This is a genomic window from Gardnerella sp. KA00255 (assembly GCF_049244095.1).
Taxonomy (GTDB): domain Bacteria; phylum Actinomycetota; class Actinomycetes; order Actinomycetales; family Bifidobacteriaceae; genus Bifidobacterium; species Bifidobacterium vaginale_F.
Window position 1 is genome coordinate 844,446 of record NZ_CP058374.1, and the last position, 25,997, is coordinate 870,442.

At 40.7% G+C, this 25,997-nt stretch carries 18 protein-coding genes and 1 tRNA gene; 2 read left to right on the forward strand and 17 right to left on the reverse strand.

Features of this window, described 5'->3' with window-relative positions:
- Nucleotides 1-39 precede the first annotated feature (39 nt).
- From adhE to HXT51_RS03475, 15 genes are all read right to left on the reverse strand, one after another.
- Nucleotides 40-2,757: a bifunctional acetaldehyde-CoA/alcohol dehydrogenase gene (gene adhE / locus HXT51_RS03405; RefSeq protein ID WP_421776776.1), complete on the reverse strand. Its 2,718-nt coding sequence runs from the start codon at nt 2,755-2,757 to the stop codon at nt 40-42.
- 363 nt (nt 2,758-3,120) lie between these two features.
- The gene (gene rpsI, locus HXT51_RS03410) at nt 3,121-3,609 is read right to left on the reverse strand and encodes a 30S ribosomal protein S9 (RefSeq protein ID WP_103084557.1); all 489 of its coding nucleotides are present in this window, start codon (nt 3,607-3,609) and stop codon (nt 3,121-3,123) included.
- Nucleotides 3,610-3,629: 20 nt separating this feature from the next.
- Nucleotides 3,630-4,079, reverse strand: coding sequence for a 50S ribosomal protein L13 (gene rplM, locus HXT51_RS03415; RefSeq protein WP_103084556.1), 450 nt, complete (start codon nt 4,077-4,079; stop codon nt 3,630-3,632).
- 399 nt (nt 4,080-4,478) lie between these two features.
- Nucleotides 4,479-6,641 carry a 4-alpha-glucanotransferase gene (gene malQ, locus HXT51_RS03420; protein WP_421776777.1) on the reverse strand — a complete coding sequence of 721 codons (2,163 nt, stop codon included), beginning with the start codon at nt 6,639-6,641 and terminating at the stop codon, nt 4,479-4,481.
- Nucleotides 6,642-6,928: 287 nt separating this feature from the next.
- Nucleotides 6,929-7,597: an AbrB family transcriptional regulator gene (locus HXT51_RS03425; protein ID WP_421776778.1), complete on the reverse strand. Its 669-nt coding sequence runs from the start codon at nt 7,595-7,597 to the stop codon at nt 6,929-6,931.
- 609 nt (nt 7,598-8,206) lie between these two features.
- Nucleotides 8,207-8,848: a YigZ family protein gene (locus HXT51_RS03430; protein ID WP_421776779.1), complete on the reverse strand. Its 642-nt coding sequence runs from the start codon at nt 8,846-8,848 to the stop codon at nt 8,207-8,209.
- The gene (locus tag HXT51_RS03435; RefSeq protein ID WP_103084553.1) at nt 8,845-9,138 is read right to left on the reverse strand and encodes a metal-sensitive transcriptional regulator; all 294 of its coding nucleotides are present in this window, start codon (nt 9,136-9,138) and stop codon (nt 8,845-8,847) included. Before HXT51_RS03435 ends, HXT51_RS03430 begins: the two co-directional genes overlap by 4 nt.
- A gap of 290 nt (nt 9,139-9,428) precedes the next feature.
- A complete protein-coding gene (locus tag HXT51_RS03440) occupies nt 9,429-13,967 on the reverse strand; it encodes a hypothetical protein (RefSeq protein ID WP_421776780.1) in 4,539 nt (1,512 codons plus the stop codon).
- Between the two features lie 326 nt (nt 13,968-14,293).
- Nucleotides 14,294-15,184 carry a transcription termination/antitermination protein NusG gene (nusG, locus tag HXT51_RS03445; RefSeq protein ID WP_421776192.1) on the reverse strand — a complete coding sequence of 297 codons (891 nt, stop codon included), beginning with the start codon at nt 15,182-15,184 and terminating at the stop codon, nt 14,294-14,296.
- 24 nt (nt 15,185-15,208) lie between these two features.
- A complete protein-coding gene (secE, locus tag HXT51_RS03450; RefSeq protein ID WP_103084550.1) occupies nt 15,209-15,436 on the reverse strand; it encodes a preprotein translocase subunit SecE in 228 nt (75 codons plus the stop codon).
- A gap of 41 nt (nt 15,437-15,477) precedes the next feature.
- Nucleotides 15,478-15,553: transfer RNA gene (locus HXT51_RS03455), tRNA-Trp, on the reverse strand.
- Nucleotides 15,554-15,779: 226 nt separating this feature from the next.
- Complete coding sequence (locus HXT51_RS03460) at nt 15,780-17,006, reverse strand: pyridoxal phosphate-dependent aminotransferase (protein ID WP_421776193.1); 1,227 nt, start codon at nt 17,004-17,006, stop codon at nt 15,780-15,782.
- A gap of 166 nt (nt 17,007-17,172) precedes the next feature.
- Nucleotides 17,173-18,459, reverse strand: a complete 1,287-nt coding sequence (locus tag HXT51_RS03465) for an FAD-binding protein (protein WP_421776194.1) — start codon at nt 18,457-18,459, stop codon at nt 17,173-17,175.
- A 138-nt stretch (nt 18,460-18,597) separates the two neighbouring features.
- Complete coding sequence (gene groES / locus HXT51_RS03470) at nt 18,598-18,891, reverse strand: co-chaperone GroES (protein WP_103084547.1); 294 nt, start codon at nt 18,889-18,891, stop codon at nt 18,598-18,600.
- A gap of 156 nt (nt 18,892-19,047) precedes the next feature.
- A complete protein-coding gene (locus HXT51_RS03475) occupies nt 19,048-20,382 on the reverse strand; it encodes a hypothetical protein (protein ID WP_421776195.1) in 1,335 nt (444 codons plus the stop codon).
- A 349-nt stretch (nt 20,383-20,731) separates the two neighbouring features.
- Between HXT51_RS03475 and HXT51_RS03480 the strand changes: the two genes are divergently transcribed.
- On the forward strand, nt 20,732-20,908 hold the full coding sequence (locus tag HXT51_RS03480) for an FmdB family zinc ribbon protein (RefSeq protein ID WP_082266286.1): 177 nt from the start codon (nt 20,732-20,734) through the stop codon (nt 20,906-20,908).
- Between the two features lie 288 nt (nt 20,909-21,196).
- Nucleotides 21,197-21,799, forward strand: a complete 603-nt coding sequence (locus HXT51_RS03485) for an SAF domain-containing protein (RefSeq protein WP_103084545.1) — start codon at nt 21,197-21,199, stop codon at nt 21,797-21,799.
- Nucleotides 21,800-21,864: 65 nt separating this feature from the next.
- Here the strand turns inward: HXT51_RS03485 and HXT51_RS03490 are convergent, their stop codons facing one another.
- On the reverse strand, nt 21,865-22,065 hold the full coding sequence (locus HXT51_RS03490; RefSeq protein ID WP_103084544.1) for a hypothetical protein: 201 nt from the start codon (nt 22,063-22,065) through the stop codon (nt 21,865-21,867).
- On the reverse strand, nt 22,065-25,997 hold the full coding sequence (locus HXT51_RS03495; RefSeq protein ID WP_421776811.1) for a helicase: 3,933 nt from the start codon (nt 25,995-25,997) through the stop codon (nt 22,065-22,067). The genes HXT51_RS03490 and HXT51_RS03495 overlap by 1 nt, the downstream gene beginning before the upstream one ends.

The following is a 25,997-nucleotide window of genomic DNA, read 5'->3' on the forward strand; positions in this document are numbered from 1 at the left end:
TTAAACAAAAGTAACGCTATTGTTTTTGAGCATCACATTTTACTTCGACTCACGCTCTTGACGCAAGCGATGGCCTTCTTCCTTCGAAACGCCGTAATATGCCGCGATTGCAATATCTTTCATATCTTCAATTTGAGGAATACGAGGATTTGCAGGCGCGCACTGATCTTCATACGCACGCATACCAATATGATCCAGCAAAGACCAATAGTATTCTTCATCCACGCCACAAGCCTTGAATGAAGCATCCATGCCAAGCAAATTATCTCGATAATTTTCAACTGCTTTAGCCAGATTTTCAACCCCTTCTTCAGGAGTCTTTCCAGGATCTACACCAATATTCTTCGCAAGCTGCTGATATCTCTCAACAGCAACATAACGGTTATACTTAGGCCAGCTTGTAGGCTCTTGTGGAATCTGGCCATTGTATCGGATAACATACGGCAGCAAAATAGCATTCGTATGACCATGAACAACATGGCACAAAGCACCAATCGTATGCGCCATTGCGTGGCACATTCCAAGGAAAGCAGATCCAAATGCCATACCTGCCATAGTTGCAGCATTATGCATCTTTTCTTGAGCTTCAATCTTGCGCTCATAATCTTCGCAATTAACTGAATCGTTAAGATTTTCCCAAATCAACTTCGTCGCATGCAAAGCCATAGCATCAGTGAAATCATTAGCGTATACGGATGCATAAGCTTCGATTGAATGAGTTAAAGCATCGAATCCTGAGTCACATGCCAAACGACGAGGCTGCGTACGCGCCAAAACAGGATCAACAATTGCTACCGAAGGAGTTAAAGCATAATCGGTAACTGGATACTTATACCCCGTCTTATGATCCGTAATAACAGCAAATGGAGTGACTTCAGAACCGGTTCCAGACGAAGTTGGAATGCAAACAAGTTTCGCCTTTTCGCCAAGCGGAGGAATCTTGAATGCGCGCTTACGAATATCGAAGAACTTTTCGCGCAAATCAGCGAAGGAAATTTCCGGATGCTCGTAAAGAAGCCACATAATCTTAGACGCATCCATTGGAGAACCGCCGCCGACAGCAATAATCGTATCCGGCTGGAATTCCTCACGCATCATTTCTGCGCCGCGCTCTACTGTTTCAACGCTTGGCTCTGGCTCAACGTAATCAATAATTCTGAACGTAACTCGATTTTGACGCGCACGAAGCTGATCAATAATCTTATCGACCACACCCAGCTGTTCCATTACTTTATCGCACACAATAACCGCGCGTTCAATACCATACATGTCGCGCAAATAGCGAACGGCATTTGGCTCGAAATATGTTTTTGCTGGCACTTTGAACCACTGCATATTGTTATTCCTTCGTGCAATACGCTTTACATTTATAAGATTTACTGCCTGAACATTTCCAGAAACCGAATTTCCACCATAAGATCCGCATCCCAAAGTTAGAGAAGGCGCGATTGAATTGTAAATATCGCCAACGCCACCCAAAGAACCTGGGGAATTCCAAATAATACGGCAGGCATGCATTCGTAATCCATATTCTCGAGCTAATTGCTGATTATTCGTATGAATTACTGCAGTATGGCCAGCTCCATGCACAAGCATTTGCTCGCACATTTCAAAGCCTTGTTCCTTATTTTCCGCGCGAAGAAGAGCGTGTACAGGAGCGAGTTTCTCCATTGTAAGAGGCTCCATCTCGCCAACTTCCTTGCATTCTGCAATCAAAATCACAGCATCTTCAGGAACCTCAAACCCAGCTTCATGAGCAATATATTGAGGAGATTTTCCTGGAACAACTGAATTAAGCTTTGGAGTTTGGCCTGAATACGAGGTGCAACCAAACATATACTGTTCAAGCTTCGCTTTTTCATCAGCGTTAACGAAATATGCTTTTCTACGCTTCAATTCCTTTAACAATGGCTCGTAAACGTCTTTATGAGCGATAATCGCCTGTTCGGTAGCGCAAATCATACCGTAATCGAAATGCTTTGAAAGAACTAAATCGTTAGCAGCGCGCGCAATATCAACATCACTATCGACATATGCAGGAGCATTACCCGCTCCAACGCCAAGCGCTGGCTTTCCGGATGAATAAGCTGCCTTAACCATACCTGGGCCGCCTGTAGCAAGAATTGTTGCAACTCCAGGATGCTTCATTAACGCACCAGTAGCTTCAATAGAAGGATGCTCAATCCACTGAATACAATTTTTTGGAGCTCCTGCTGCAATTGCAGCATCTCTAACGATTCGTGCAGCCTCAGCCGAGCACTTTTGAGCAAATGGGTGGAATCCAAAAATAATTGGGCAACGAGTTTTAAGAGCTATAAGAGACTTAAAAATAGCTGTTGACGTTGGATTAGTAACTGGAGTTACGCCTGCAACAACTCCTACCGGTTCAGCAATTTCATCAACACCAAGAACATCATCTTCGCGAATAATGCCAACGGTTCTTTGGCCTGCCAAATAATGAGTTATATGCTCGCATGCAAAGATATTTTTAGTCGCTTTATCTTCTACTAAACCACGACCAGTTTCATCAACTGCCATCTTTGCCAGAATCAAATGCTTATTTAAAGCAGCAACAGAAGCTTTTGCGACTATATGATCGACCTGCTCTTGATTTAACTTTTCATACTCATCTAATGCTTTAGTCGCGTTTGCAACAAGATTATCTACTTCTTGCTGAGCATTAATAACTTTTTCATCAACATCTTTTTTATCAATATCTTTTTTATCTGTGGCATCTTTACCAATAGCCTCAGCCATTCGGTCCTCCTTGATCATAAATATCGCAGGCATTTTATTTAGTTTTTCACTTACTTGCGTTCACTTTTATATTTAATTTTTATTTATAAAAAGTGATATAGATTACAATCTACTTGGCTTACTGTACTATTCCGATTTTGTAGCGAGTTGCGCTATTTATGATTGAGGATTATCACCTATTGTTCGATTTATGTAATTATTTGTAATTAATTTTGTGCGATTATCAACTAGATTTTCTAAAATGTTAGATTTATTCGCAACATATAAACTATTCATAACATTTAGAACATTCAACCGCATTAGATACAAAAAATGGCTTCCAGCAAAAGCCAGAAGCCATAGAAAAATAATATTCTTCGAAACTTAACGCTTCGAGAACTGAGGTGCACGACGTGCCTTGTGCAAACCAGCCTTCTTGCGCTCCACAACGCGAGCGTCGCGAGTCAAGAAGCCAGCCTTCTTCAAAGCAAGACGATTGGCATCATGATCGATAGAATTCAATGCACGAGCCACACCCAAACGAATAGCACCAGCCTGACCAGTAGTACCGCCACCGTCAACGAGAACGACGACATCAAACTTGCCTTCAAGCTTGAGCAACACGATAGGAGAATTCACTTCGCGCTGCAATAAGCGAGATGGGAAGTATTCTTCCAACGTGCGACCATTAATGGACCACTTACCAGTGCCAGGAACCAAACGAACACGAGCTACAGCTTCCTTACGACGACCAGTGCCATAGCCTGGCTCAATCGCAGAAGTACCAGTACCTGCACCAGCGTTAGTTTCGGTGGTGTAGTTTGTCAGTTCTTCTTCATTCTCGAGAACCGCGGAGTTGTTGTTATCTACCATAATCATATTCTCCTTACGATTCACTTAGCCTGCTGAGAAACCTTAGAGATCTCAAAGACCTGTGGTTTCTGGGAAATGTGCGGATGTTCTGCTCCAACGAATACGCGAAGGCGATCAAGCTGCACCTTAGCAAGACGATTCTTTGGAAGCATGCCTCTGACAGCGGACACGATGATGCGCTTTGGATCCTTCTCCAAAAGCTCAGCATAGGAGTCGCGACGAAGGCCGCCTGGACGACCAGAGTGGGAATAAAGTTCCTTGCTCAACTTGTTGCCAGTCAAAGCAATCTTTTCAGCGTTAATAATAATAACGTGATTGCCTGCATCAGCATGTGGAGCAAATGTTGGCTTATTCTTACCACGCAGCAAGATGGCTACCTGAGTGGCCAAACGACCGAGCACCACATCAGTGGCGTCGATAATATACCAGTCATGAGTTAAATCTGCTGGTTTCGGTGTGAAAGTCTTCACAATCGTACCTTTTCTCTATTGTGTTTCGAGCGCTATCTTCATTTACGACAATCTCTAAAGGATTCCCTGAAGAGAATATCTGACGAAGATTTAATGCTCATAATCCGTGGGCTCCCTGAAAGTCCTCGATGGCGAGTGGGAAAAGCGCTTTGAAGGACCCCTTAGGGAAACACAACAATCTGCAAGTATATCGCCAGCTGACGACTACTTGCAAATGTCTATTTTATATATGGTTAAGACGAATAAAATCGAATCGCGAAATGAATATAAATGAAATCTCTAAATGAACAGAACGAATTACAAAACAAACGAATTACAAAACAAACGATTCGCGAATCGAACGAATCGCAAAACAAATTACGAAACGAACGAATCGCGAATCGAATAAATCAAAAAACGTCACGCATTCATAATCTTCGAAAGCGATTGTACACGAGGCAAATCGAAAAGATTATCCAAGGATACTGGATTGCAATCCCCATCCGCCAGCGGAATACGCCAATTAGGATACTCGTCGCTAGTTCCAGGCTGATTTTGCGAACGACGCTCACCAGTAGCATCCACAATCGAAGCAGCCAATAACCTAGATGGAGCAGCCTTCAAAGCGCGATACAACGCTTCAACGATCTCTTGCTCATGCTCAGACTCATTTTCAACAAGCTTTGCATCCAAGAATCCGCCTTCAATAAGCATCTTCAACATAGCGTTATGTTCTGCAACAGCACCAGCGCGGAATTCCTCAACAGAACCGGTAAGCAAGTGCAAACGCTCTCGGATATCCACGTGTTCATATCGCAAATAGCCAGCAGCAGGAGGCAAATCATGAGTATTAACCGAGGCTAATGTCATTTCGCGCCACTTGCTTGGATGACGGAACACGCCATCACGAGCCTCAAACCATTCAACAGTGCAACCAAGAACAGCTTTCTTAGCTAAAACCTCAATTGCATTAGCTGGAAGCACGCCAAGATCTTCGCCAACAACTACACCACCAGCGCGAGTAGCTTCAATCGCCAAAATTCCGAGCATGATATCTGCGTCGTAGTAAACGTACGCTCCGTTCTTCGCGCTAGCGTTTTCAGGAATCCACCACAAGCGGAAAAGTCCAAGAATGTGGTCAATTCGCACTGCTCCAGCAGAAGCAAACATGCCATGAACCATGTCGCGATAAACTTTAAATCCAGTACGCTCAAGCTCTACTGGATGCAAAGGAGGCTGAGACCAATTCTGGCCATTCTGATTAAAGTAATCTGGTGGGGCACCAACACAAGCACCATGAGCGAATCGCTCAGGATTCCACCAAACTTCAGACCCAGAAGGATGCACGCCAACAGCCATATCAGACATAATTCCAATACGCATTCCTGCCTTACGCGCAGCAACTTGCGCATCATGCAATTGCGTAAAAGCAATCCATTCCAACCAGCGATAGAATTCCAAAGTATCCGGGAAGCGCTGAGCTAAATCGTGAATTTCTTCAGAATTCTTATTTAAGCAAGACTCCCAATCGTCATGACCTTTAGGTGCACCCCACTTGTCATAGCACAAGCACCAAGTTGCATAACTTTCAAGACGCTCGCCCATATCTTTCTTAAAGGCTTCAAATTCTTCAGCACGAGATTTGCTAAGTCCAGCCTTGAAAATAATCCACAAAGCATGCATTTTTACGCGCCACATTGAATCGCGATCAATAATCTGCGAATCATTATTCAAAGGCGATACTTGAGCGTGCAAATCACAAATTGTATTGCGATTATTTTCATCCAAAGTTTCATACTCAGGGATGCTTTCAGGGTGAATGTAAGTTATATTCACCATTGAACGAGCAACTGGCAAATAAGGCGACGGAGTTAATGGAGCAACTGGCTCACCAGCGTGAAGAGGATTTACTAATACGAAATCAGCGCCAGTCTTCTTCTTTGCTTCAACAAGCAACTGCGCTAAATCAGCATAATCACCAACACCCCACGATTTAGAAGAACGAATGGAATAAAGCTGAGCCATCCATCCCCAAATCTGCTTGCCGTCAGATTCCAAAGAATCTAATGTTTCAATACGCTCTGGAGCGCTAATCAAAGTAGCTTCTTCAACTCGATCAGCAACAGTGATTTTCAAAGTGTGATATCCCATAGGAACATCAGCTGGAATTTTCAACAACGCCGTAGCAACAAATTTTCCGTTAACAGGGAATGCAACATCATTATCGCTAGGTTCAATTGCCAAATCACCTTTATAATGCTTACCATTTTCCAAAATGAGCTCAGCAGATGGGCAATCTAAAATTCCTGTGTTTATCTTTACTTTGTCTTCTTTGCCAGCAGTATGCAATACGGTTGGAGCAATAAGACGCGAGTAACGTTCTGACAAAATATTTTTAATCGAAGCATCAATTGCTTTATCGTCATGCGCGTCAACACCTAAAGCGTTTAGAACTGATTTCAATACATCGTCGTCAGTATCATGCTCTACGCCGTCAGCACCCACGAAACGAATACCAATACCCATTAACTCAGCAAGTTGAATTAATGGCTTTTCTGGTTCTTCTTCTAGTTTATTGTTCATATTTCCCATCGTAATCTATGAAGAGGGTATTTACATCGAACTATTTTACAATAATGTGATATTTATCAGTACGATTCCATAAAAAATATTGACAAAATAAATCAAATTTCTAAGAAAACTAAATAAAACCTTATTAAAATAAACAAAACTCCAGCAATTCAATAAATTTTATGAAACGCGCCTACTTAAATCTACTATGAGCCTACTTAACTTTAATACGCGCCTTTACTAAGGGCCTTTACTAAGGGACTTTACTAAGGGACTACTTAGACCTATATTACGAAAGCTTAGCTTCTACTTTTTGCAGCAATCGCAACGTCTGAAGCTTTGTCATTACATAGATTTTTAAGAGTTTGAGGAGAAACTCCGGCATTAAGAGCTACCGCACGACGTACCATAGTAGCGAGAACTACAGGCGCATCTTCCTGTACAGTAACTCCTAAAGATGCTAAATAATCGAGAGTCGAAGCGCTAACACCGTTAGTTTGAGCACCTTCTAATCGCATCTTCCATGATGTTTTAGGATTACATAACGCAGCATCTCTAACAGCTGCACAATTATCTTTAGTAAGACGACCAACAAGCCAATTCTTTACATTATGATTTTTTGCTACAGCTAATCGCACTTTATCGGATTTATCTTCTGAAAGTTTTACTAAAATATTAGGAAAAGGCATGGTACTTGCCAAATAAATACGATCTTCTTCAGGAGTATTTGCATTCCCAGCAACAGCTTCCAAAAGTGCTGTAGCGCGCGAAAATGCAGCCTGATTACTGCTATCTGGCAATTGACGAGTGGCGAATTCGTGAAGTTCTTGTGAGTCATCAGAGTGACGAAGATGTTCATAAATAGCCGTTAATGGCTCATAATCATTATGCTTAGCTTCAGATTCATCAGCAATATTATTAGATTGCTGATTATCATTGCTATTCTGCTCAGTCTGATTAAGCTCCATACGTCACTCACCTACTTTTAAACGTAAAATAAAATAATAATTTAAATACGTAGAATAATAATTCCAGATTTCATTCTATCTTCATAAGTAAATCATCCAATACTTCAACACGCCTATATCAATACTACGCATATCATCATGCAAACTATGAAACAGTAGTACGCATTAATCAGAATTACACCAAAAATATACCTATTCCCCCGAAGGATTTTTCTTTCTAGTGTTGCTGAGCTCTCGGAGTTTCTCTCATCGCAAGATTTTTACATTGCTCTAAGAGAAACTTCGACAGCTCTTGGCATGTTTAGTCTTTTAATCTTCGGTTAATCACCGAGATTTTTCGATTTTTCTTCTTCGCTCAATGAATCACCACTTCGTGCTGCGAATCGACTTGCATGAGCGCTTAAAGCGTAGCGCGCGAATGCACTTCGATGAGTGAGCTTGCTCAAAGTTGAAAGTCCAGTGGACTTTCAACGCAAGCGAAGACGTGAGCGCGCTGTAACGCGCGAGCGATACATTTCGCTCTGGGCGAAAAATCTTAAATCTCTGCCTACTAATTAGAACTGCAAGATAAACAAAAATACGCATATCATCATGCAAAACAACAATGGATTAAGCTATGCGATTAGCGTTGCATTCTAATCGTATAGTAACAGTGTCAGACGTAGCATTCCTGACATTCGTAATAAATTCTTCGAGATTTTCAGTTGGAATCAAAGCGATTATATGTATTAACGCACCGTATTCCTCATTTTCAACTGTGCAATTGTGTGCAGTCAATATATTTTTGAACATTCTTAATTGTTGATAGGTGACATTGCATGATATTTTTTTGCATTCAACAATATCTTTAATATTTGCACAAGCGATAGCACCAGCTGCAGATCTAGAATAAGCTCTTATTAGCCCCCCAGATCCAAGCAAAATTCCGCCAAAATACCTTGTAACAGTTACAACAGTGTCTGTTAATTTAGATGAACGCAATACATCAAGAATAGGTTTCCCAGCTGTTCCAGATGGCTCTCCATCGTCACTCATTCTTTCAGATAAAGAACCACTTTTATCCCCGCAAATAGCTGCATAAGCGACATGTCTTGCTTTAGGATGATTTGCACGTATTGATTGCACAAATGCCATAGCTTCGTCTAAATCAGATACGTGACATGAGTCTGCGATAAATTCAGATTTCTTGTCTATTAGAGAATAATGCGACGGAGATTGTGGAGTATCAATTACTGTACGTATTTCATTCACGATTTATCATATTTCATTAATCTGTCTACAACTTTCACAACTTCACGAGTCTTCTTATCTACAAATTCAGAATTATCGTTGTGAGACACGTCTCCTAAGCATTCACTTATTTGAGCGCGCGCAACTAAAACGGCAACAGACTTTAACGCTGCTGTAGTCGCTGAAAGTTGCATCAGTACATCAGTACAGTAGGCGTCGTTTTCAATCATGTTCTCTATTGCTTGAACTTGCCCGCTTATACGATGTAAACGAATCATCATTTTATTTTTGTCAATATTGTACTCGCTCACGAAAGCCTCCAACATTTATTAAACGTAAAATAATAAATTACTAATCACATCTCTCTCAAAACAAAAACAATGTATTCACCGTACCACTTTTTGCACTTTATTCCAAGATTATTAATCTTATATCTTCAAATAATGTCATAACTTTTTTTGAAAAATCCTAATATGCGTAACGTCTTATTCAAATAAATATAAAAATATAGAAGCTACCCCTTCGGAACGTTGATTTTCATTGTTTATGTTTGTCAATCAAATTCCGAAGGAGCAACTCTACTTTATTTTCTTATTTGCGATCAGCATATTTTGCAATGACGCGAGCGCAAAATTCTCCTTCTACTGACATTCATTTCATCTGAATTTAGCTTTCCCAATGCCATTACTCCAATCACCATAAACGCTGTTGCAATGATAATTGCAATATTTATGATTGAAGATCCTGTTTGAGCCAATTGATAATTTTGTTTTTCTTCTTCAGTGTCATTGTTGACATATCCTGTCTCTGAAGAATTTACGTTACCATTAGCTTCATTAGACGATTTTCCTCTAGTTGATATTTCTTTATTAGAAGAAGATCTCCTATTGTTACTAGCAGATTCGTTTGAACGATTTCCACTATTCGGATCAGAACCATTGGAATTATTACCACCAGGATTATTGCTACTAGAATCAACATTGCTCGAGCCAACACTATTCGAATCAGCACTATTTCCAGCAACACCGTTCTCTTCAAATTCGCTTGAATTCAAATTTGAATTAAAGCCAGAATCTACTAATCCACTAGCATTGCCTTTCATACGGTTTTTAATGAGGTTAGCTAGATTCGTATTATTCAAATTCATCTTGCTGTTTAGATTGAAGATAGAGCTAGCATTTGCATTGTTTTCACCATACTTTTCAAATAGCTCTTTCAAACCATTTGAGTAATCAGACAGATAATCATTCAAAGAAGTGTTTTTATCAGATTTTCTAGTTACCAAATTTTTATTGTTTGATTTATTTTTATTGGAATAAAGCAAACTTAAAATGTCACCTAAAGAAACTGAATTTCTTTTATCTTTATCTGAAATTACGTTAGTTGATGTAATTGAACCACTATTATTTTCTATCGATTCTCCAGTAGTAACATTCTCACCGGAAGACTGACCCTTAGAAGACTGCCCACCGGAGGACTGAGTTCCTGATGTCTGAGTGCCAGACGTATTACCAGCAGACGTATTACCAGCAGACGTATTACCAGCATGATTCTGCGAGCCAGAAGACTGTCCGCCAGATGTCTGACCACCGGAAGACTGACCGCCAGTTTTGCCACCGGAATTCGAATTTCCACCTTGCTTGGATGATTCACCCGGATTGGCCTGATTTCCTGGTTTAGATGAATTACCCGGATTAGTTTTATCGCCAGGCTTTCCAGAATTTCCAGGATTCGAAGCATCACCATTATTACCGTGATTATTTTGATTACCAGGCTTACCTGTTCCAGAGTAATTGCCAGTATTCGTTCCAGATCCTGAACCAGTACCAGATCCATTACCCGAACCAGCAGTACCTGAACCGCCAACACCAGCAGACGCATTAGGGCCAGAATTACCGTTTCCAGACGTCTGAGTACCAGACGTCTGACCACCTGAAGACTTACCGCCAGGTGTCTGAGTACCAGGAGTCTGAGTACCAGGAGTCTTACCTCCAGAAGACTTACCGCCAGGTGTCTGGGTACCAGATGTTTGACCACCAGAGGCTTGCGCACCAGAAGGATTAGAACCATTACTGGAACCAGCAGAACCGCCAGTACCACCAGCAGCAGTACCTGAACCGCCATTACCTGAACCGACTGTACTAGAACCAGTAGCACCAGAGCTACCTCCAGCAGTACTACTAGAGCCACCAGAGCCGGAACCCGCACCAGAACCAGCACTACCAGCATTACCGCCAGCACCACTACCGGCACCACTACCTGCAGATCCGCCAGATCCGGCACCACCAGAAGGATTTAATACCTCGACTTTGCCTGGCTGATTACCATTGCCCGGCTTAGAATTTGTGCTTCTCGAATTGCTGTTTCGAACAATCAACTTTCCAGCAGAATCGAACAACTCAGCCTTCCAATAAACTATTCCTTCTCGAGTAGCTTGTATCTCTGGGCTTACTACACTAATACTTCCACCTTTACGCATATGTTCGATAGCAGCATTAGGAATATTAATCTTGTGATGATCAAGCAAAAGCTTATCAGAATCCTTATGTTCGCCTTCTACAGCATCCCAAGCTGTAAATTCCACATACGATCCTTCATCTAAGACCTGAGAAAGATAAATAGTACTGCGTATTGGCTCACCTACACCATGTACTTTATTGTCTGGCTTAATGGTTGCAGTATTAGATACAACATGAACTGTTTCATTCGCATCACCTAAAGTATGAGAAGCTAGCGGCTTACCGTTAGGACCGTACAACTCAGCCTTCCAATAAACTGTTGCACCTCTGGAAACTTTAATATTCATAGAGTTAATATCTATTTGATTCTTACTACTATCAGAAGCTTGCTGATCTGTAATATTAACTCGACTATTAGTTAGAATGTGTTCGCCTTTATTCAAATCGAATTTTTCAGCCGATTCTGGCTTATTTTCTAAACCAGAAACACTGGCATTCATATCATTACTCATTGCATTATTGGCATGAGCATCTGAAGAATCATCACCATTAATTGAAGTTGGCATTTTATTAACATTCTCATGAGAATAAGCATTAAATACCACATAACTTCCTTTAGGAACTTTTCCAACTATATGAGCAATATCGTGGAACAACTCACCAGAAGAAACAACATTTGAACTAACGCTTGTTGTCAAAGAGATATTAGTAGCATCATTTGTCTCAGAAGGTTCTACCAAAGTTCTGCTCCAAACATCGTCGTATTCAGATGTGAATTCTTCAGTTCGAGAAGACCCAGGAAGGCTATAAACGAATACATACCATCCAGAATCCTTAGTTTTATCTGCTCTAATGCTTTTTATACTTTTAATTTCACTACCTAAACCATTAGAATCAGCATCTTTTGCAGACTTAAACATAATTTTCCCGTTACCAATTGTGTAAACACCATTTTTAGCAGGGACTTCCCAATCGCCGATCAAACGATGATGCGAATCTTCAGTAGGCTCCTTTTTCTTAGCTTCTCCAGCAGCACCAGGACGATACTTGTCGTTTGCTTCTTTTGTAGCATTGTCAGTTCCATCACCAGCCCACCAAACTTTTATATGAGCTTTCGCATCGCCGCTAAACTTATATTTATCGTCACCATTAAATTCACCATAATCATCAGGTAATCCGCCAATTGTAATAGTATTGACTATTTCTTTACCTAAACCAACACTCTTCTCTTTTACTGAAGAATCATGGAACAATTTTGCTTTAGTACGGTGAGAATAAGTAGAAGCAATTCCTCCAAGGCCATCTATGTAATCGCCAGTAATCAAATCTTTTTTAGCTTTATTTTCTTCACTACTTTTACCTGGATCGTCTTGGTCAGATTTTGAAATAACCCATACCCAACCGCCGAACATTCCAGCATCTTCATCAGTAACCTTATACCTCTCGGCTTTTTCAAGTTCCTCTGGATTAAAATCTCCAGTTTCTTTTTTAGCTTCTACTGATAGTTTTTGCTTATTACTTGTAAAATTCACATAAGCAGCAGCTACTTGTCGAATATTAGATTTATTACGCAATCTGTTTAAATAAGATTCCGTAGTTTCATTAGCATTTGGCTTATTCGAATTCAAAACATCCTTGCTTTTCCCAACGAAATAGTATCCGCGCGCTCGCACAGACATATCTTTAGGCCATGAATCAATTTCACCAACAAACGATGAAACGTTAGCAATAACCGGACTGTCCTGAGATAATTCCTTTGTTAAAGCTTCTGAAGATACCATAGGTTGGAAATGCTTTTGTACTTTTAAAGTGTAAGTGTCATATTTTTTCCAATCAGATTCACAATTACGAATAACATCTAATTTAGGTGAATAGAACTGTTCTATTCTCGGAACTTCATAAAATACGTCAACTTTAACTTCACCGTCACCATCAGCAGTCCAGTTAACAGCCTTACCGCCTTCAGATATGTTACCTATATATTCATTCTTACCAGTTTCGTCGAAATGAATAAGTTTATTATTGGCTACAATTTTAATTTTTACATCGTCTATATAAAGTTTTGTATAGTCATAAGGTACTTTTGGAGAAACAGATATCTTTCCTTTTTTACCTCCATCAAGATAATCATTGCCTGCATACAAGTCCTTAATAACACTTCTCTGAGCGTCGTGCCACAATTTTGCAGCAAGAGTTTCAATATGTGACGATTCAAATTTCATAAACCCATGTCGCTTGTACTTACTCCAAAGTTCTTTATCAGAATCAAGATGATCGTGAATTGCATAAGCTACAGCAAGCTGTATTTCATTACTCTTATTTTTTCTGTTCATCTGTATGAGTCTTGCAGCAACAGTATTAATGTATGGATATCCACTATCTAATGCCTTCCAATATCCATTTTTATAATCATAATCATCTTTACTTGATTCAACCGCATACATTGGCATGTTGTTATAGTCCATAGAGATAACTCCAACGAAAACTTCATTGTATCTAATGTGAATTCCATCTAGATCACCACTTCGGATCATATCTCCTGGAAGACCTGAAGGCATTTTAGCAACACTAACTCCCATAACATTCATGAGAATAAACAGAAATGTAACCAATAAAGAGCATAAACAAATCCCCTTATTACGCACATTACTAAAGTTTTTTATTATGCTATGTTTCCCCATAAGAAACTCCTTAACCCAACCCTTAAGCGATAGCACCCTACTATCGCCTTGAACAAAAACGTTCATGAAACAACTATGAATGCAATAATCAAATATGTAAATAAAAAAATGTTTATGTGGTCAGAAGTTCAAAAATATAGGAAATATGGAAGTTATGCACATAGTTATGCACATTCACATTAAGAAAAACAGCAAGAAAAAACAGTACAGTGAGGAAAAATAAAAAAATATCGGGGAGTGAATCAAATCACACCCCGATACAAAAGCTTATAAAACTTCGAACAATTATCTGCACGCTTAGCCAAACAATTAGCTAAACAATAATCTCAGACGATTGGCTCCACTTGATGGAATCCAAGCTCCACAGGAGTTTCGCGACCAAAGATGGAAACCAACACAGTAAGCTTCTGAGTTGTAGGATCCACGTCCGAAACAACGGCAGCCATAGTTGAGAATGGGCCGTCGATAACAGTAACTTGATCGCCAACCTTGTAAGCCACTTCAACTTTACGCTTGCGTGCCGCAGCAGGCTTATCACCGGCATTCTTCAAGGCTTCAGAAGCAATCATAGGAGCCATCATTGCCACAACTTCCTTGCGGCTTAACGGAGCAGGATCCCTAGAAGGACCAACGAAACCAGTTACGCCTTCAGTTTCGCGCACAATACGGCGAGCGTTCTCATCAGGCCACATGCGAATTAACACATAGCCTGGCACGCGCACGCGGGTAATAACTTTCTTACCTTTTTCTGTGTGCTTTTCAACTTCTTCCATTGGCACTTCAATCTGGAAAATCTTATCTTCCAGACCAAAGTTTTGCACGCGGGATTCAACATTTGCCTTTACACGCTTCTCATAACCGGAGTAGGTGTGAAGTACGTACCACTTGCCTTCCAAAGTGCGAAGCTTCTTAGAAAATTCAGCTACAGCGATTGCACCAGCGTCAGTCGGATCAACTTCAGCAACTTCATCTTCAGCAGTAGATTTCTTATCCGCAGCATCTTCAGCAGATTCAGCAGCTTCAGCAGACTTTTCCGCATTTGCTTCCGCATTTACATCCGTATTATCAGAATCATCAACAGAAGAATCATCAACAGCGCCAGCAGAAAGCTCAACTTCAGCATTATCATCAAAAGCTTCAGAGCTAGAATCTGCTACATCTGATACAAAGGCTTCATTTCCTTCGTTTACTTCTTCGAGTTTCAACTCGTCAGTCATATTTGCACACCCTCAAAATCTAAATCAGCCAAACAGCCACATAACGAACTTACCTAAGTAGAAGTCCATGCATGTGACGAACAGCATCAAGAAAATTACAAAAATAAACACGGAAACGGACCATGCAAACAGCTCTTTACCATGAGGAGCTACAACCTTGCGCGTTTCGTCAATAGTCTGCTTGACGAACATGAAAATACGCACGAACAAATTCGGCTTCACCGTTTTGTTATCACCGTTTGCCTTAGCCATGCCTGAATCCTTCGTTTGTTGTAATCGATAATAATGAAAAGTGGCAGGGACGGCGGGACTCGAACCCACAACCTACGGTTTTGGAGACCGTTGCGCTACCAATTGCGCCACATCCCTAGGGGAACTCGCCTTATCATACCTTAAAATGTCTGACTTGGCAAAACCGCCAAGTAGATATGTTAGCGGAAGGCCAAGATTTCGCGCAATTTCGGCGATTATAAGCTATGCAAGCGAGTGTCGCATTTTGCAATAAAACCAGAGTTCACATTCTGCATCAAACCACGAATGCCCGGTCTACAGCACAAAACAGAGTGTCGTATCAATAGAAAGTAAGAATACTTTCTTAAGCCTCAATCCACTTCTTCATACGACGCATTCCCTCAGCAAGCTGGTCATCAGCTAACGCGCAAGAGAAACGCAAATAGCCAGGAGCACCAAAAGCCTCGCCCGGAACAGCAGCAACATGCGCTTCGTCAAGAAGCATCTCAGCAAATCGAGAAGAAGTATGAGGAACTTCGCGCTTCTCACCAAGAGGTTTCTCAAGCAGATCCTCAATATTAGCAAACGCGTAAAAAGCGCCGTGAGGAAGAGGGCAAGTAACGCAATCAATATTGTTCAACGCTTCCACAATTGCTTTACGACGAGCATCAAAAGCCTCACGCATAGTTGTAACCACGTCCAATGAACCGCCAACTGCAGCAATTGCAGCGCGCTGCGAAATATTAGAAACATTAGAAGTCATATGGCTTTGAAGCTTAGTTGCAGCTTTAGCAACATCTTCTGGAGCTACCATCCAGCCAACACGCCAACCAGGCATAGCATAAGTTTTAGCAACGCCATTCAAAATCAGCAATTGTTCGCGAATTTCCGGCACTTCAACGCCAATATACGAAGTCATAATGCCGTCGTAATGCAAGTGCTCGTAAATCTCGTCAGAAATAACCCAGACATGATTTTCAAGCGCCCATTTTCCAATCGCGCGCATAGTTTGCGCACTCCAAATAGCGCCAGTAGGATTCGAAGGCGAATTTACAATAATTGCACGAGTACGTGGAGTACGAGCTGCCTCAATTGCCTCAATATCTGGTTCAAAACCGCGGTCAGCTCCTGCTAGAACAGGCACAGGCACGCCACCTGCAAGCTTCACAGCCTCTGGATAGCTTGTCCAATACGGAGCTGGAATAATAACTTCGTCGCCATCATTCAAAAGAATTTGGCAAGCTTCGTAAACAGCTTGCTTTCCGCCATTTGTTACTACAATTTGATTTGGAGAAACTTCGTATCCGGCATCTCGCTTCACTTTACGAGCAATTGCCTCTCTAAGCTCAGGCAAACCTGCAGTAGCAGTATAGCGATAGTTTCGCGGATCTTTGCAAGCCTGTGTTGCAGCATCAACAATGTAAGAAGGAGTAGGAAAATCTGGCTCACCTGCACCAAAACTTACAACGTCAATGCCGTCAGCTTTCATAGCTTTCGCTTTACTATCGACTGCCAAAGTTGCACTAGGAGCCACTTTATTAATGCGATCACTTAACACACGCCACTGTTCATTTGCCATAGTTTCCGCCATTATCTCCACTATACTTTTGTTATATTTATATTTTGCTCTAACTAGCGCAAGCACTTGTTACAACATTTACAGTGTAACCATCTGGCATGAATACTGATTCAAACTTAAGCGAAAATTTAACTCAAGCCAAATCACAAGCCAAATTACAAACTAAAGCTCAAACAAACTAAAGCTCACTAAACGCATCAATCACAACCGGCTCAGGAACCAATTTCACACCAAACGAATGATTCACTCCATCAATAATTACACGCGCTAAACGGAAAATATCAACAGCGCGCGCGTTGTGCCTATTAGTTAAAGCAAGAGTATGCAAAGAAGACAATCCTGCAGCTCCATCACCATTAGAGTTCTCATCGACTGCAGAATCACAATTAGCACCGTCGTCAATCTTAAAACCTTTATGGAACCCAGCGTTATCAATAAGCCATGCTGCAGAAGTTTTCACACCAAAAGACCCATCAGGCAAAGTCGCATCAAAACGAGGCGCATTATCCGGTAATTTATCAGCTTCTTCAACGCTTAGAATCGGATTCATAAAGAAACTTCCACAACTATGCCTATCGCTATAAACATCATCCCCATCATGCCAAACGCCTGTTACGTAATCCTCTGATTGCAAACGAATGGCTTCACGCACGCAATCAGAATTTTTCACTCCACACATCCAAGGATTTTCATACCTATAAGCATCCTCCAGCATACCTTTAGACGCTCTTACGCGTAGAACTTCTCTTCGAATAACAGATGTATCTATGCGATCATACAAGTTAACATTAAGTGCATGTGCTAATTGAGAATGCGAAACAACACCAGTTTTACTATGTTTTAAACAAAAAGTAACAGACAGAACAACATATCTAGGCGTTGGGAAAAATTCAGATTTAGGCACTCCAGGAGCATCATACATGCTTTGCTTAAGCAGAGAAGTTCGGTACCCAAACTTCATTTCTTCACACGATAATTCGCGCGTAACTTTATTTTTACGATCCCAAACTTCTACTGATTTCACACTTTGCGAAACTTCCTGACCATATGCACCAATATTTTGCACAACAGAAGCTCCAACAGTTCCAGGAACGCCAGATAAGCCTTCAACACCCTCTAATCCAAGAGAAATAGTATGAGATACGAAATCATCCCAATTGCATCCCGCTTCAGCATTAACGTGTACGATATGCGCTCCCGAAGCATCAATGCCATCTTCCGCTGGAGCAGCTTCATCTTGTACGCTTATAGTCCTTCTAGCGTCACGAACTACAACGCCATCAAACGGATTATCACTTACAAGCAAGTTTGATCCTCCGCCGATAACACACAATTTCAAACCTTTTTCATCGGCATCTTCAACCGCTTCAATAAATGCTACTCTGCTCATTGGCTCTATAAAACGTGCTATAGTTCCGCCAACACCAATGGTTGTTATATCAGCAAAAGTTGGTTGATCACTCATAATTTACATGGTACTCGATGCCATGCTCGAAGTTATGCGATTTTAACGCAAAATATAAATAAAAACGCTGGAAGCAGAACGCATACGCATTCAAACTTTCAGCGTTATTTTAAAATATCCTCAACTAGGATCTAAAAATCAGCCAAGAATAGCAAGTACATCGCGAGAAGATACGATTAAGTAATCTTCACCTTCATAATGTACTTCAGTGCCACCGTACTTGGAGTAGAGAACCTTGTCTCCAACCTTAACATCCATAGGAATACGCTCACCCTTGTCGTCTCTGCGACCTGGGCCTACAGCGAGAACCTCGCCCTGCTGTGGCTTTTCCTTGGCATTATCTGGAATATACAAACCTGAAGCAGTTTGAGTTTCTGCTTGAGCTTGCTTAACAATAATCTTATCTTCCAACGGCGTGAGTTGAATCGACACTGTTGCCACCTCTTTCTTAAGAGAGATACTACATTTCGCGCAAACTAAACTGGACGGGCTGACGACACGTCTGTACATGTTCACGCACTAACTGCTATAGTAGCGCGATTTTAGCACTCTGCCAACTTGAGTGCTAAAATTTTTAAAAATTTAATATCAAGCTTGATTTCTACGAGCTAAAACATCAAGCAAATCAGCGCTTCCCAAAGAGTCTTCAGTTTTAGCAGGAGGCTCTACTTCTAATTCTGCAGACTTTGCCAATTTACTAGTCTTAATAGGCTTAGCATTGACGGCATTAACAGCACTAACAGTATTAACAGTCTTAACTGAATCAAACTTAACAGGAACAGCTTTAGTTACTTGCTTAGTCGACTTAATTTCCAAACTTTCTGGAGCATAAGAACTATCAGATTCTGGTACAGAGCTGGATTTTGCATCAGATTCAGATTCTGATACAAGCTCTGAATCAACTTTAGACTCAGATTTTGAATTCTGCGAGTTATTGGAGCCTAAGGAGAATGATATTAAATCATGTGATTTAAGCGAAGAATCCGATGAATCTACACTAAGAGATGCAGTAGCTAAGTCAAACACATCTAATCCTCTAGATGCGCGAACAGTATTAATTTCATTCGTAGAATCTAAATGCAAAGAATTATGCGAAAAATCATTCGAAGAATCAGAATTTTCTGAATTTGATTTTGAAGAGCTTTCTACAGTCGTAGATTCAGTCACAGTAGCTTCAGTAACAGTAGCTTCAGTCACATTAGCTTCAGTCACAGATTCAGAGGATGAATATTTCAAAGAATTATCATCATTCTTAGAACGTCGTTCAAATGCGCGTTGCTGATCTTGCATAGAACGACGCAAAGCAAGTCGAATCTCGCGCTTTTCCATAACGGAAGTAGCAACAGAATCGCCTTCCGAAAGAGCAACTTCATTAGCTTCATTAGCTTTTTCTTCAGAGTTAATACTTGATTTATCAATCGAATTAGATTGCGACGAAGATTGCGACGAAGATTTCAGCGAACTATCAGAATTAACTACAGATGAATCAAAAGCAGAATTACGAGTTAAATTACGCGATGCATTAATAGAAGCAGCAATACTGGCACGCTTAACACGAGCTTCCCACTCGCGAGCGCTTTTAGAAGCATTGATTCCACAAAAAATTACGAATGCTAATAATGCGAAAGGAATCAAAGCGAACGCAGGCGAATACAAACCGCTGAAACCAACAACAAGCACAATCAATGTAATCGCCAGCAGCGAAAGAACCAAAATCCTACGCCTGCGCACTGCAGCTTTACGCAATGCACGAACACGACGTATATGTTCAGTTGTCATCACAGTCTTCTGTTCAGTAGGTTGCATTCTTGCCACTTCCACAAACGTGCCTGCATCATCACAAATATGTGAATTACTCCACTCATCAACCAGATGCAGCGAAGACGAATACCTATCCCCACGATGCTCCAACATGTTCTTCATGCTTTTAACCGTGAGCTTAGGTAACCATCCAAACAATAGAGCTACAATAACAATCACTACAAGTAACGTACTAACTGATTCATAACCCATACGTATAAATATAAAGAGTCTTTAGGATGTGAAGAAACATTCTGCGAATCGGCGTGTCGCATATTACGTATCAATCATATTTATGCTTTGCATATTTGGCACACAAAATATAACTATCTAGGTATGACTATCTAGATATAACTGTCAGGTCTGACTGTCTAGGTCTGCGCTAGGATATTTGAGTGGAATACAGCTTTTACAACTGCAAAGCGGTTTATATTTCACACAAAATCGCTAATTACAAACTTCGGAGGGTTCATTGCCTACTTATCATTATCGTTGCAAGCAATGTGGATATGACTTTACAGAACAGCAATCGTTCTCAGACGATCCTATTACTATTTGCCCAAAATGCGGCGAAGCTGAAGTGCGCAAAGTATTTTCTGCTCCTCCAATTAATTTCAAAGGAAGCGGATTCTACCGCACTGATAAATAAATACTTCAGCTAAAAGCTTAGAAAATCAACAAATTTTAATTACGCGGATAGTCGTTCATATAACTTCTGACCACATAGCGAACTTCTGACCACATAAGACGATTTTTATTGCGATATTAATTAGAGCGAGTCATGATACAGAACATGGCTAATTTTTTCACAGATTTTATATCGCATATTTTGTCGTCTAGCGATTCTCAGACGGACTATCAGAGTGCGCTTATAAAAAGACGAAATCGAAGATTTTTTCGTAAAATAATCCTATCGATATTCGTTTTTTTATTATCGATGCTTATTATTTCAGCGATAAGCGCAATTCAGGAAACGCAAAACGTATTAATTGCAACTAAATCGATTGCAGTTGGAGAACGGATTACTAAATCACATGTTCGTGTAATTAGTGTTCCTAAGCATAGCGTTTTTAAAAAAGCTCTTACATCATATTCGCAAAACAGCAATATTACAGCGATTTGCAATATAGAATCCGGCATGCCCATTCTTGCAAATGAGATTAGCAATACTCCAAACGTTCCTCGCGGATACACTGCAGTTAACGTCACACTCGCTAGCGCAAATCAAACTTTCCAGCCTGGAGAAATCATTTCTATTGCTTTTGCACAATCTCAAAACGACATTAAGAATGAATATGATGAAGGTGAAAATAGCCAAAAGAATAATGGTAAAGATAAGCACAGTGAAGACAATAATAAAAACTATTTTGAGTTAGATAAAAATAACAAAAACTTTAAAGTTATAAAAAACGTTCTAATTATACGAACTCCAAATAATCAACATATAGCAACGCTTGCAATGAGCGCGAGTCAAGCTTTAGATTTGTTAAACGCGCAATCTATAACGCCAACGCTAGCAATAGTTGCAATTAAAAAGTAACTTTACTAACACAAAGCTTGGCGACACAAAGCCATATACGATAGACAGTGCTATCTAAGGCTAAACTATCCAAGACGTTCGCTAAAAATACCCCAGTGAGGAGGTAATTCGTTCAAAATACGTTGATCATCATCTTCTGAACGCTGGCTCGAAGTTTGCAAATCTGAAGGCTCAAGTTTTACACCGTCAGCATCAAACAACTCCGAGCCACCACGAACCACACGAGTATGTTTACGCGGAGAACGCTTATTGGCATCATACGCCATTAACGCTCATCTCCATGAAGCTCACCAATACGTGAAACAATGCGATCAACTTCTTTCTCAGGATTTACGAATGCAGCTACACTCCAAACAGTCATAACAGACCATCCAAGAGTTTCAAGATCCTGAACTAGAATGCGATGACGCTCGCGAGTCGACTGAATACTCATAAATCGAGAATCATCAGTCAAAACAGCAACTTCATAAGGCTTGTCAGACAATCCAATTACAAGCGGAATACGAATTCCATTCTTTAAGCCATAATTCACAGCTACACGTAATCCGCGAGAACGAATACGATCAGCTAAATCAGCGAAAAGAACATTTTCGTTTCTAGACAGCATTTCCAAAGAAGATTCAGAATTAGACTTGCCATCAGAAGACATACCAGACTTCGCAGATCCAGACTTAGAACCAGACTTCAAAGCACCAGACTTAGCACCAGAAGTTTTGTTTTCAGAATTTTCTAAAGCTGCATCGAGCTGAGCTTGAGCTTCATCTAAAGCCTTCATTGTCTCGTAACTCTGGCTATCATAATCAGATTCTTCAGAACTGGACTCATAAGAATCAGCATTAGCCTTATTTTCATTGGAATTACTAGATTCAGAAGATTCAAGATATGACTTTTCACCATTAGGCAATACAGGAGTATCCTTCAAATTTTCGGCCCAAACAAGCAAAGCTTTAAGTAATTGAGGACCTTCCTGATGCAAACGATCATCATCCATATCTTTAGAAGTAAAAGCACATACAATATCAAGATTCCTACGAGCTAAAGCCAAAGAATCTAAAAGCATACTCTTACCACCATCAGATTCCAATAAGCCAAACTGCTGCAAAAGACGACCATGCGAAGTCTTTGCATAGCAGAATGAAAGAATCACATCAGTAGCATAAGCTCCAACAGCTTCATGAACGCTAACTAAACGAACATGACGCAAGAATCTAGCCATATTCTCATCGCGATAAGCCAAAGCTTTTAGCTCAGCTCCAAGTCGCGTACGGAATGTGTTCGTAAGCATAACAACAGCAAGCACATAACTTGAAGGAACAACCGTGAAAGTCTGAGCGCGCTGCTGAATCAAAGAAACAACTTCATCAATCTCACGCTGACTGCATTCAATCAGCCCAGAAGACATAACAGGAACGCCAGTAGCTTCTACTTGATGCAAATGAACTTTTCCTTGCAAGCGCTCAACAGGCATATCCTTCTGAAGATTGCCATAACCATGATCTTCCAAGAATTTCGCCAAACGCAAAGATCTACGCAATGCGTGAGATTTTAATTCAATTTCAGGCAAAAATTCCACTAACTTCTTAAGGCATTGAGAACTTATAGTTTCTTTATGAGCTATAATCACAACGCTTCTTGCTCTTACAAGAACCGATAAAAGCTCAAGATTAGAAATATGCTCAGCAGAATCAATAATAACTGTATCTACAATAGGCTTAAAAGGTGTCATCATTGCCAAAGTGGAAGGCATGCCAATCATAATAGGCTTTGCAGAAATTACTAAATCAGCATAATCTCTTACTAAACTGGCAAATGTAACACCAACACGATTCCCAGCAAGCGTAGTATGAAGCTGATTTGCTTCCTGAGTACGTGAAAATAGCAAATCGCACAAACGCTTCATAGCCTCTTGCTGAACCATTGGTCCTATAGAGCGAACATGCTCAGTATCGACTTGTACAAATCTATCTGCAGCATCTTGCATAGCAGAACCATCTTGGTGAGAAATAATTTCAGAAGACTTAACGATATCTTCAAAAACAGTAGTCCACCAAGCAAGCTGCAATTCGCCATCAAGTGACTCACCAGTGATATGACGACGACGCAAATCTTCAACTAAACCATTGAGGCCAGCTTTACTAAATTCACGTTCTAACACGCAACGACCTGGAAGCGTATCAAGAGAAGTGCGATCATCGTGAAGTTTACGTAAACGCTCATCAAGCTTAGCAAAATCAGTATTTTCTAAGTCAGCGCCTTGACGAGTAGTTGAAAGAACAGCATCTAATGCAACAAGATTTCGCGTAAGCATATCTTGAGTTTCAACGATTTCATCAAGCTTAGGAGGTAAAACAGGCCATCCTCCATGAGGTACAAACAAGCGCCATTGAGCAGCCTGCTGAGCTACAATCTTCAAAGCTTCATGCAAATCATCTACTTTTGCACCAACTCGTAGCAAATTACGAGCTTCTTTAACGCGTCTTCTACGTTCCCAGAAGCCCATAATAGTGCCTTCAGATTTACGCAATGCTTTAGGCTTGCTAGCTTCAATCATAGAATCTAAGTCGCGCTCAAAAATTTCCGGCTGGAATACGTCAAGAACACGGCGCAAATTCTTCAAAACTGTAATCTGACGAGCCCATTCTCTTGCAGTTGCAGGCACAGGGAAACCGCAGTTTTGTACAGTTGTTTTAACTTGTTCGCGCGTTACAGGAAGAAGCTTAGTTAATACATCAACTACTCGCTGATAAACAGTAATCGCTTCACTCTCATCAAAAACAGAAGCACCAAACCATGGAGTATCTTCAGGATTAATAGTGAATTCCCCAAGCTTATCTGCCTCGTGAAGCTTATGAGCACAAGATTCAAGATGACCTGCTAAAGCTTGAGCAGAATCGACCTTCAATCGCACATGAGTTGAAGGATGAGAAGGGAGCATAGCGATTGCCGCAAGATTCTGTATAGTTTGATAAGCAGAAATACCCCAACGCTCGTTTTCTCCGTGAAGATCTCCAAGATAGCGTGTTAATCGCGCGCGAACACCTACAAGTTCGTCTGAAACCTGTTCAAAACGCGAAGATGCAACGCTATGACGAGAGCCAACAGCAGCAATAAGTTGAGCATCAACATGCTTAGCAATATGAGGATCTGAAACATCTACAGATAGCGAAGAAATCTCATGAGCACTTAAAGCCTGACGGAATCTACGCTGCTGCTCAGTAACATCTGCAACATATAAAACAGAGCGACCAGCTAAAACAGAGCGCGAAGCAATAGCTGCAGCTAAAGTTGCAGAATCACAACCAGCATCAACGTTCATAAACACAGATGTGCCATTAGCAACTAATCCTGATGCATAACGAACTGAATTATCTACGTCTCCAACTTCATACTCATTATGCGGATCAGCGTCAAATGGATCATATTTCGGAGCGTCTGAAGCTTGTAAATGCTTAATAGCATTGTCATATCCAGCTATCGCATCAATCATATTATTTCCGACAGCACCGGATTTTAAGGCTTCAATAATATGATCGCTTTCTGCTACAAATCGCGTACCAGCATCTGTGAAGCAGCCAAGAACTATATCTCGCTCAATATCAAAATCAGGGAATACGCTACGAGCCTGATTGCTTACTGCAGCAAAAACAGCAGACGTTTCTGGAGTGCCGCTTTCATAATTCGATCCGTCAAAAAGCACTTCTTCGCGAAGTTCAATTCCACGATTGCGTAAACGCTGCACAAGAGCATGATTTAAACGAACATTGCCTGAAAAATAAATAGACGCAACAGTTTCATCTTGAGAACTATCTCTGACTACTCGCACAGGATAAGTAAGAACAGGAACATGATTTCCATTCCAAGATGCCACGCCTACAACAAGAGATAATTCAGAAACTCCGCTTTCATGAGCTTTAGTATCTCGATCTTCACATACACGATCCAAGTTACGCCCAGCAGCACGCAATACTCCAGGATCTCTAAATAAAGATTTAAGTGTTACTTTACCGCTTGCGAATAATTGCGCGATTCCTGAAGGATGAGCATGAGTAAGTTCAAGCTTGGCTTGCAACTTTGTAATATCTTCAAGAGGAGAAGGAACTAATTCAGATTTATAAGTATTTTGCCAACTTTTTAAGTCATTCAATGCTTCTGCACGCTTTTTAACGACTTGTGGTTCCAGTGATTCACCAGTATTCAT

Coding starts and splice junctions, on each gene's coding strand:
- nusG (WP_421776192.1), bottom strand. CDS start 15,184: ATGACTGACGAGTTGAAACTCGAAGAAGTAAACGAAGGAAATGAAGCC.
- adhE (WP_421776776.1), bottom strand. CDS start 2,757: ATGGCTGAGGCTATTGGTAAAGATGCCACAGATAAAAAAGATATTGAT.
- HXT51_RS03475 (WP_421776195.1), bottom strand. CDS start 20,382: ATGAAGAACATGTTGGAGCATCGTGGGGATAGGTATTCGTCTTCGCTG.
- HXT51_RS03495 (WP_421776811.1), bottom strand. CDS start 25,997: ATGAATACTGGTGAATCACTGGAACCACAAGTCGTTAAAAAGCGTGCA.
- HXT51_RS03440 (WP_421776780.1), bottom strand. CDS start 13,967: ATGGGGAAACATAGCATAATAAAAAACTTTAGTAATGTGCGTAATAAG.
- rpsI (WP_103084557.1), bottom strand. CDS start 3,609: ATGGTAGATAACAACAACTCCGCGGTTCTCGAGAATGAAGAAGAACTG.
- HXT51_RS03460 (WP_421776193.1), bottom strand. CDS start 17,006: ATGGCGGAAACTATGGCAAATGAACAGTGGCGTGTGTTAAGTGATCGC.
- HXT51_RS03465 (WP_421776194.1), bottom strand. CDS start 18,459: ATGAGTGATCAACCAACTTTTGCTGATATAACAACCATTGGTGTTGGC.
- malQ (WP_421776777.1), bottom strand. CDS start 6,641: ATGAACAATAAACTAGAAGAAGAACCAGAAAAGCCATTAATTCAACTT.
- HXT51_RS03485 (WP_103084545.1), top strand. CDS start 21,197: ATGCTTATTATTTCAGCGATAAGCGCAATTCAGGAAACGCAAAACGTA.
- HXT51_RS03425 (WP_421776778.1), bottom strand. CDS start 7,597: ATGGAGCTTAATCAGACTGAGCAGAATAGCAATGATAATCAGCAATCT.
- secE (WP_103084550.1), bottom strand. CDS start 15,436: ATGGCTAAGGCAAACGGTGATAACAAAACGGTGAAGCCGAATTTGTTC.
- HXT51_RS03490 (WP_103084544.1), bottom strand. CDS start 22,065: ATGGCGTATGATGCCAATAAGCGTTCTCCGCGTAAACATACTCGTGTG.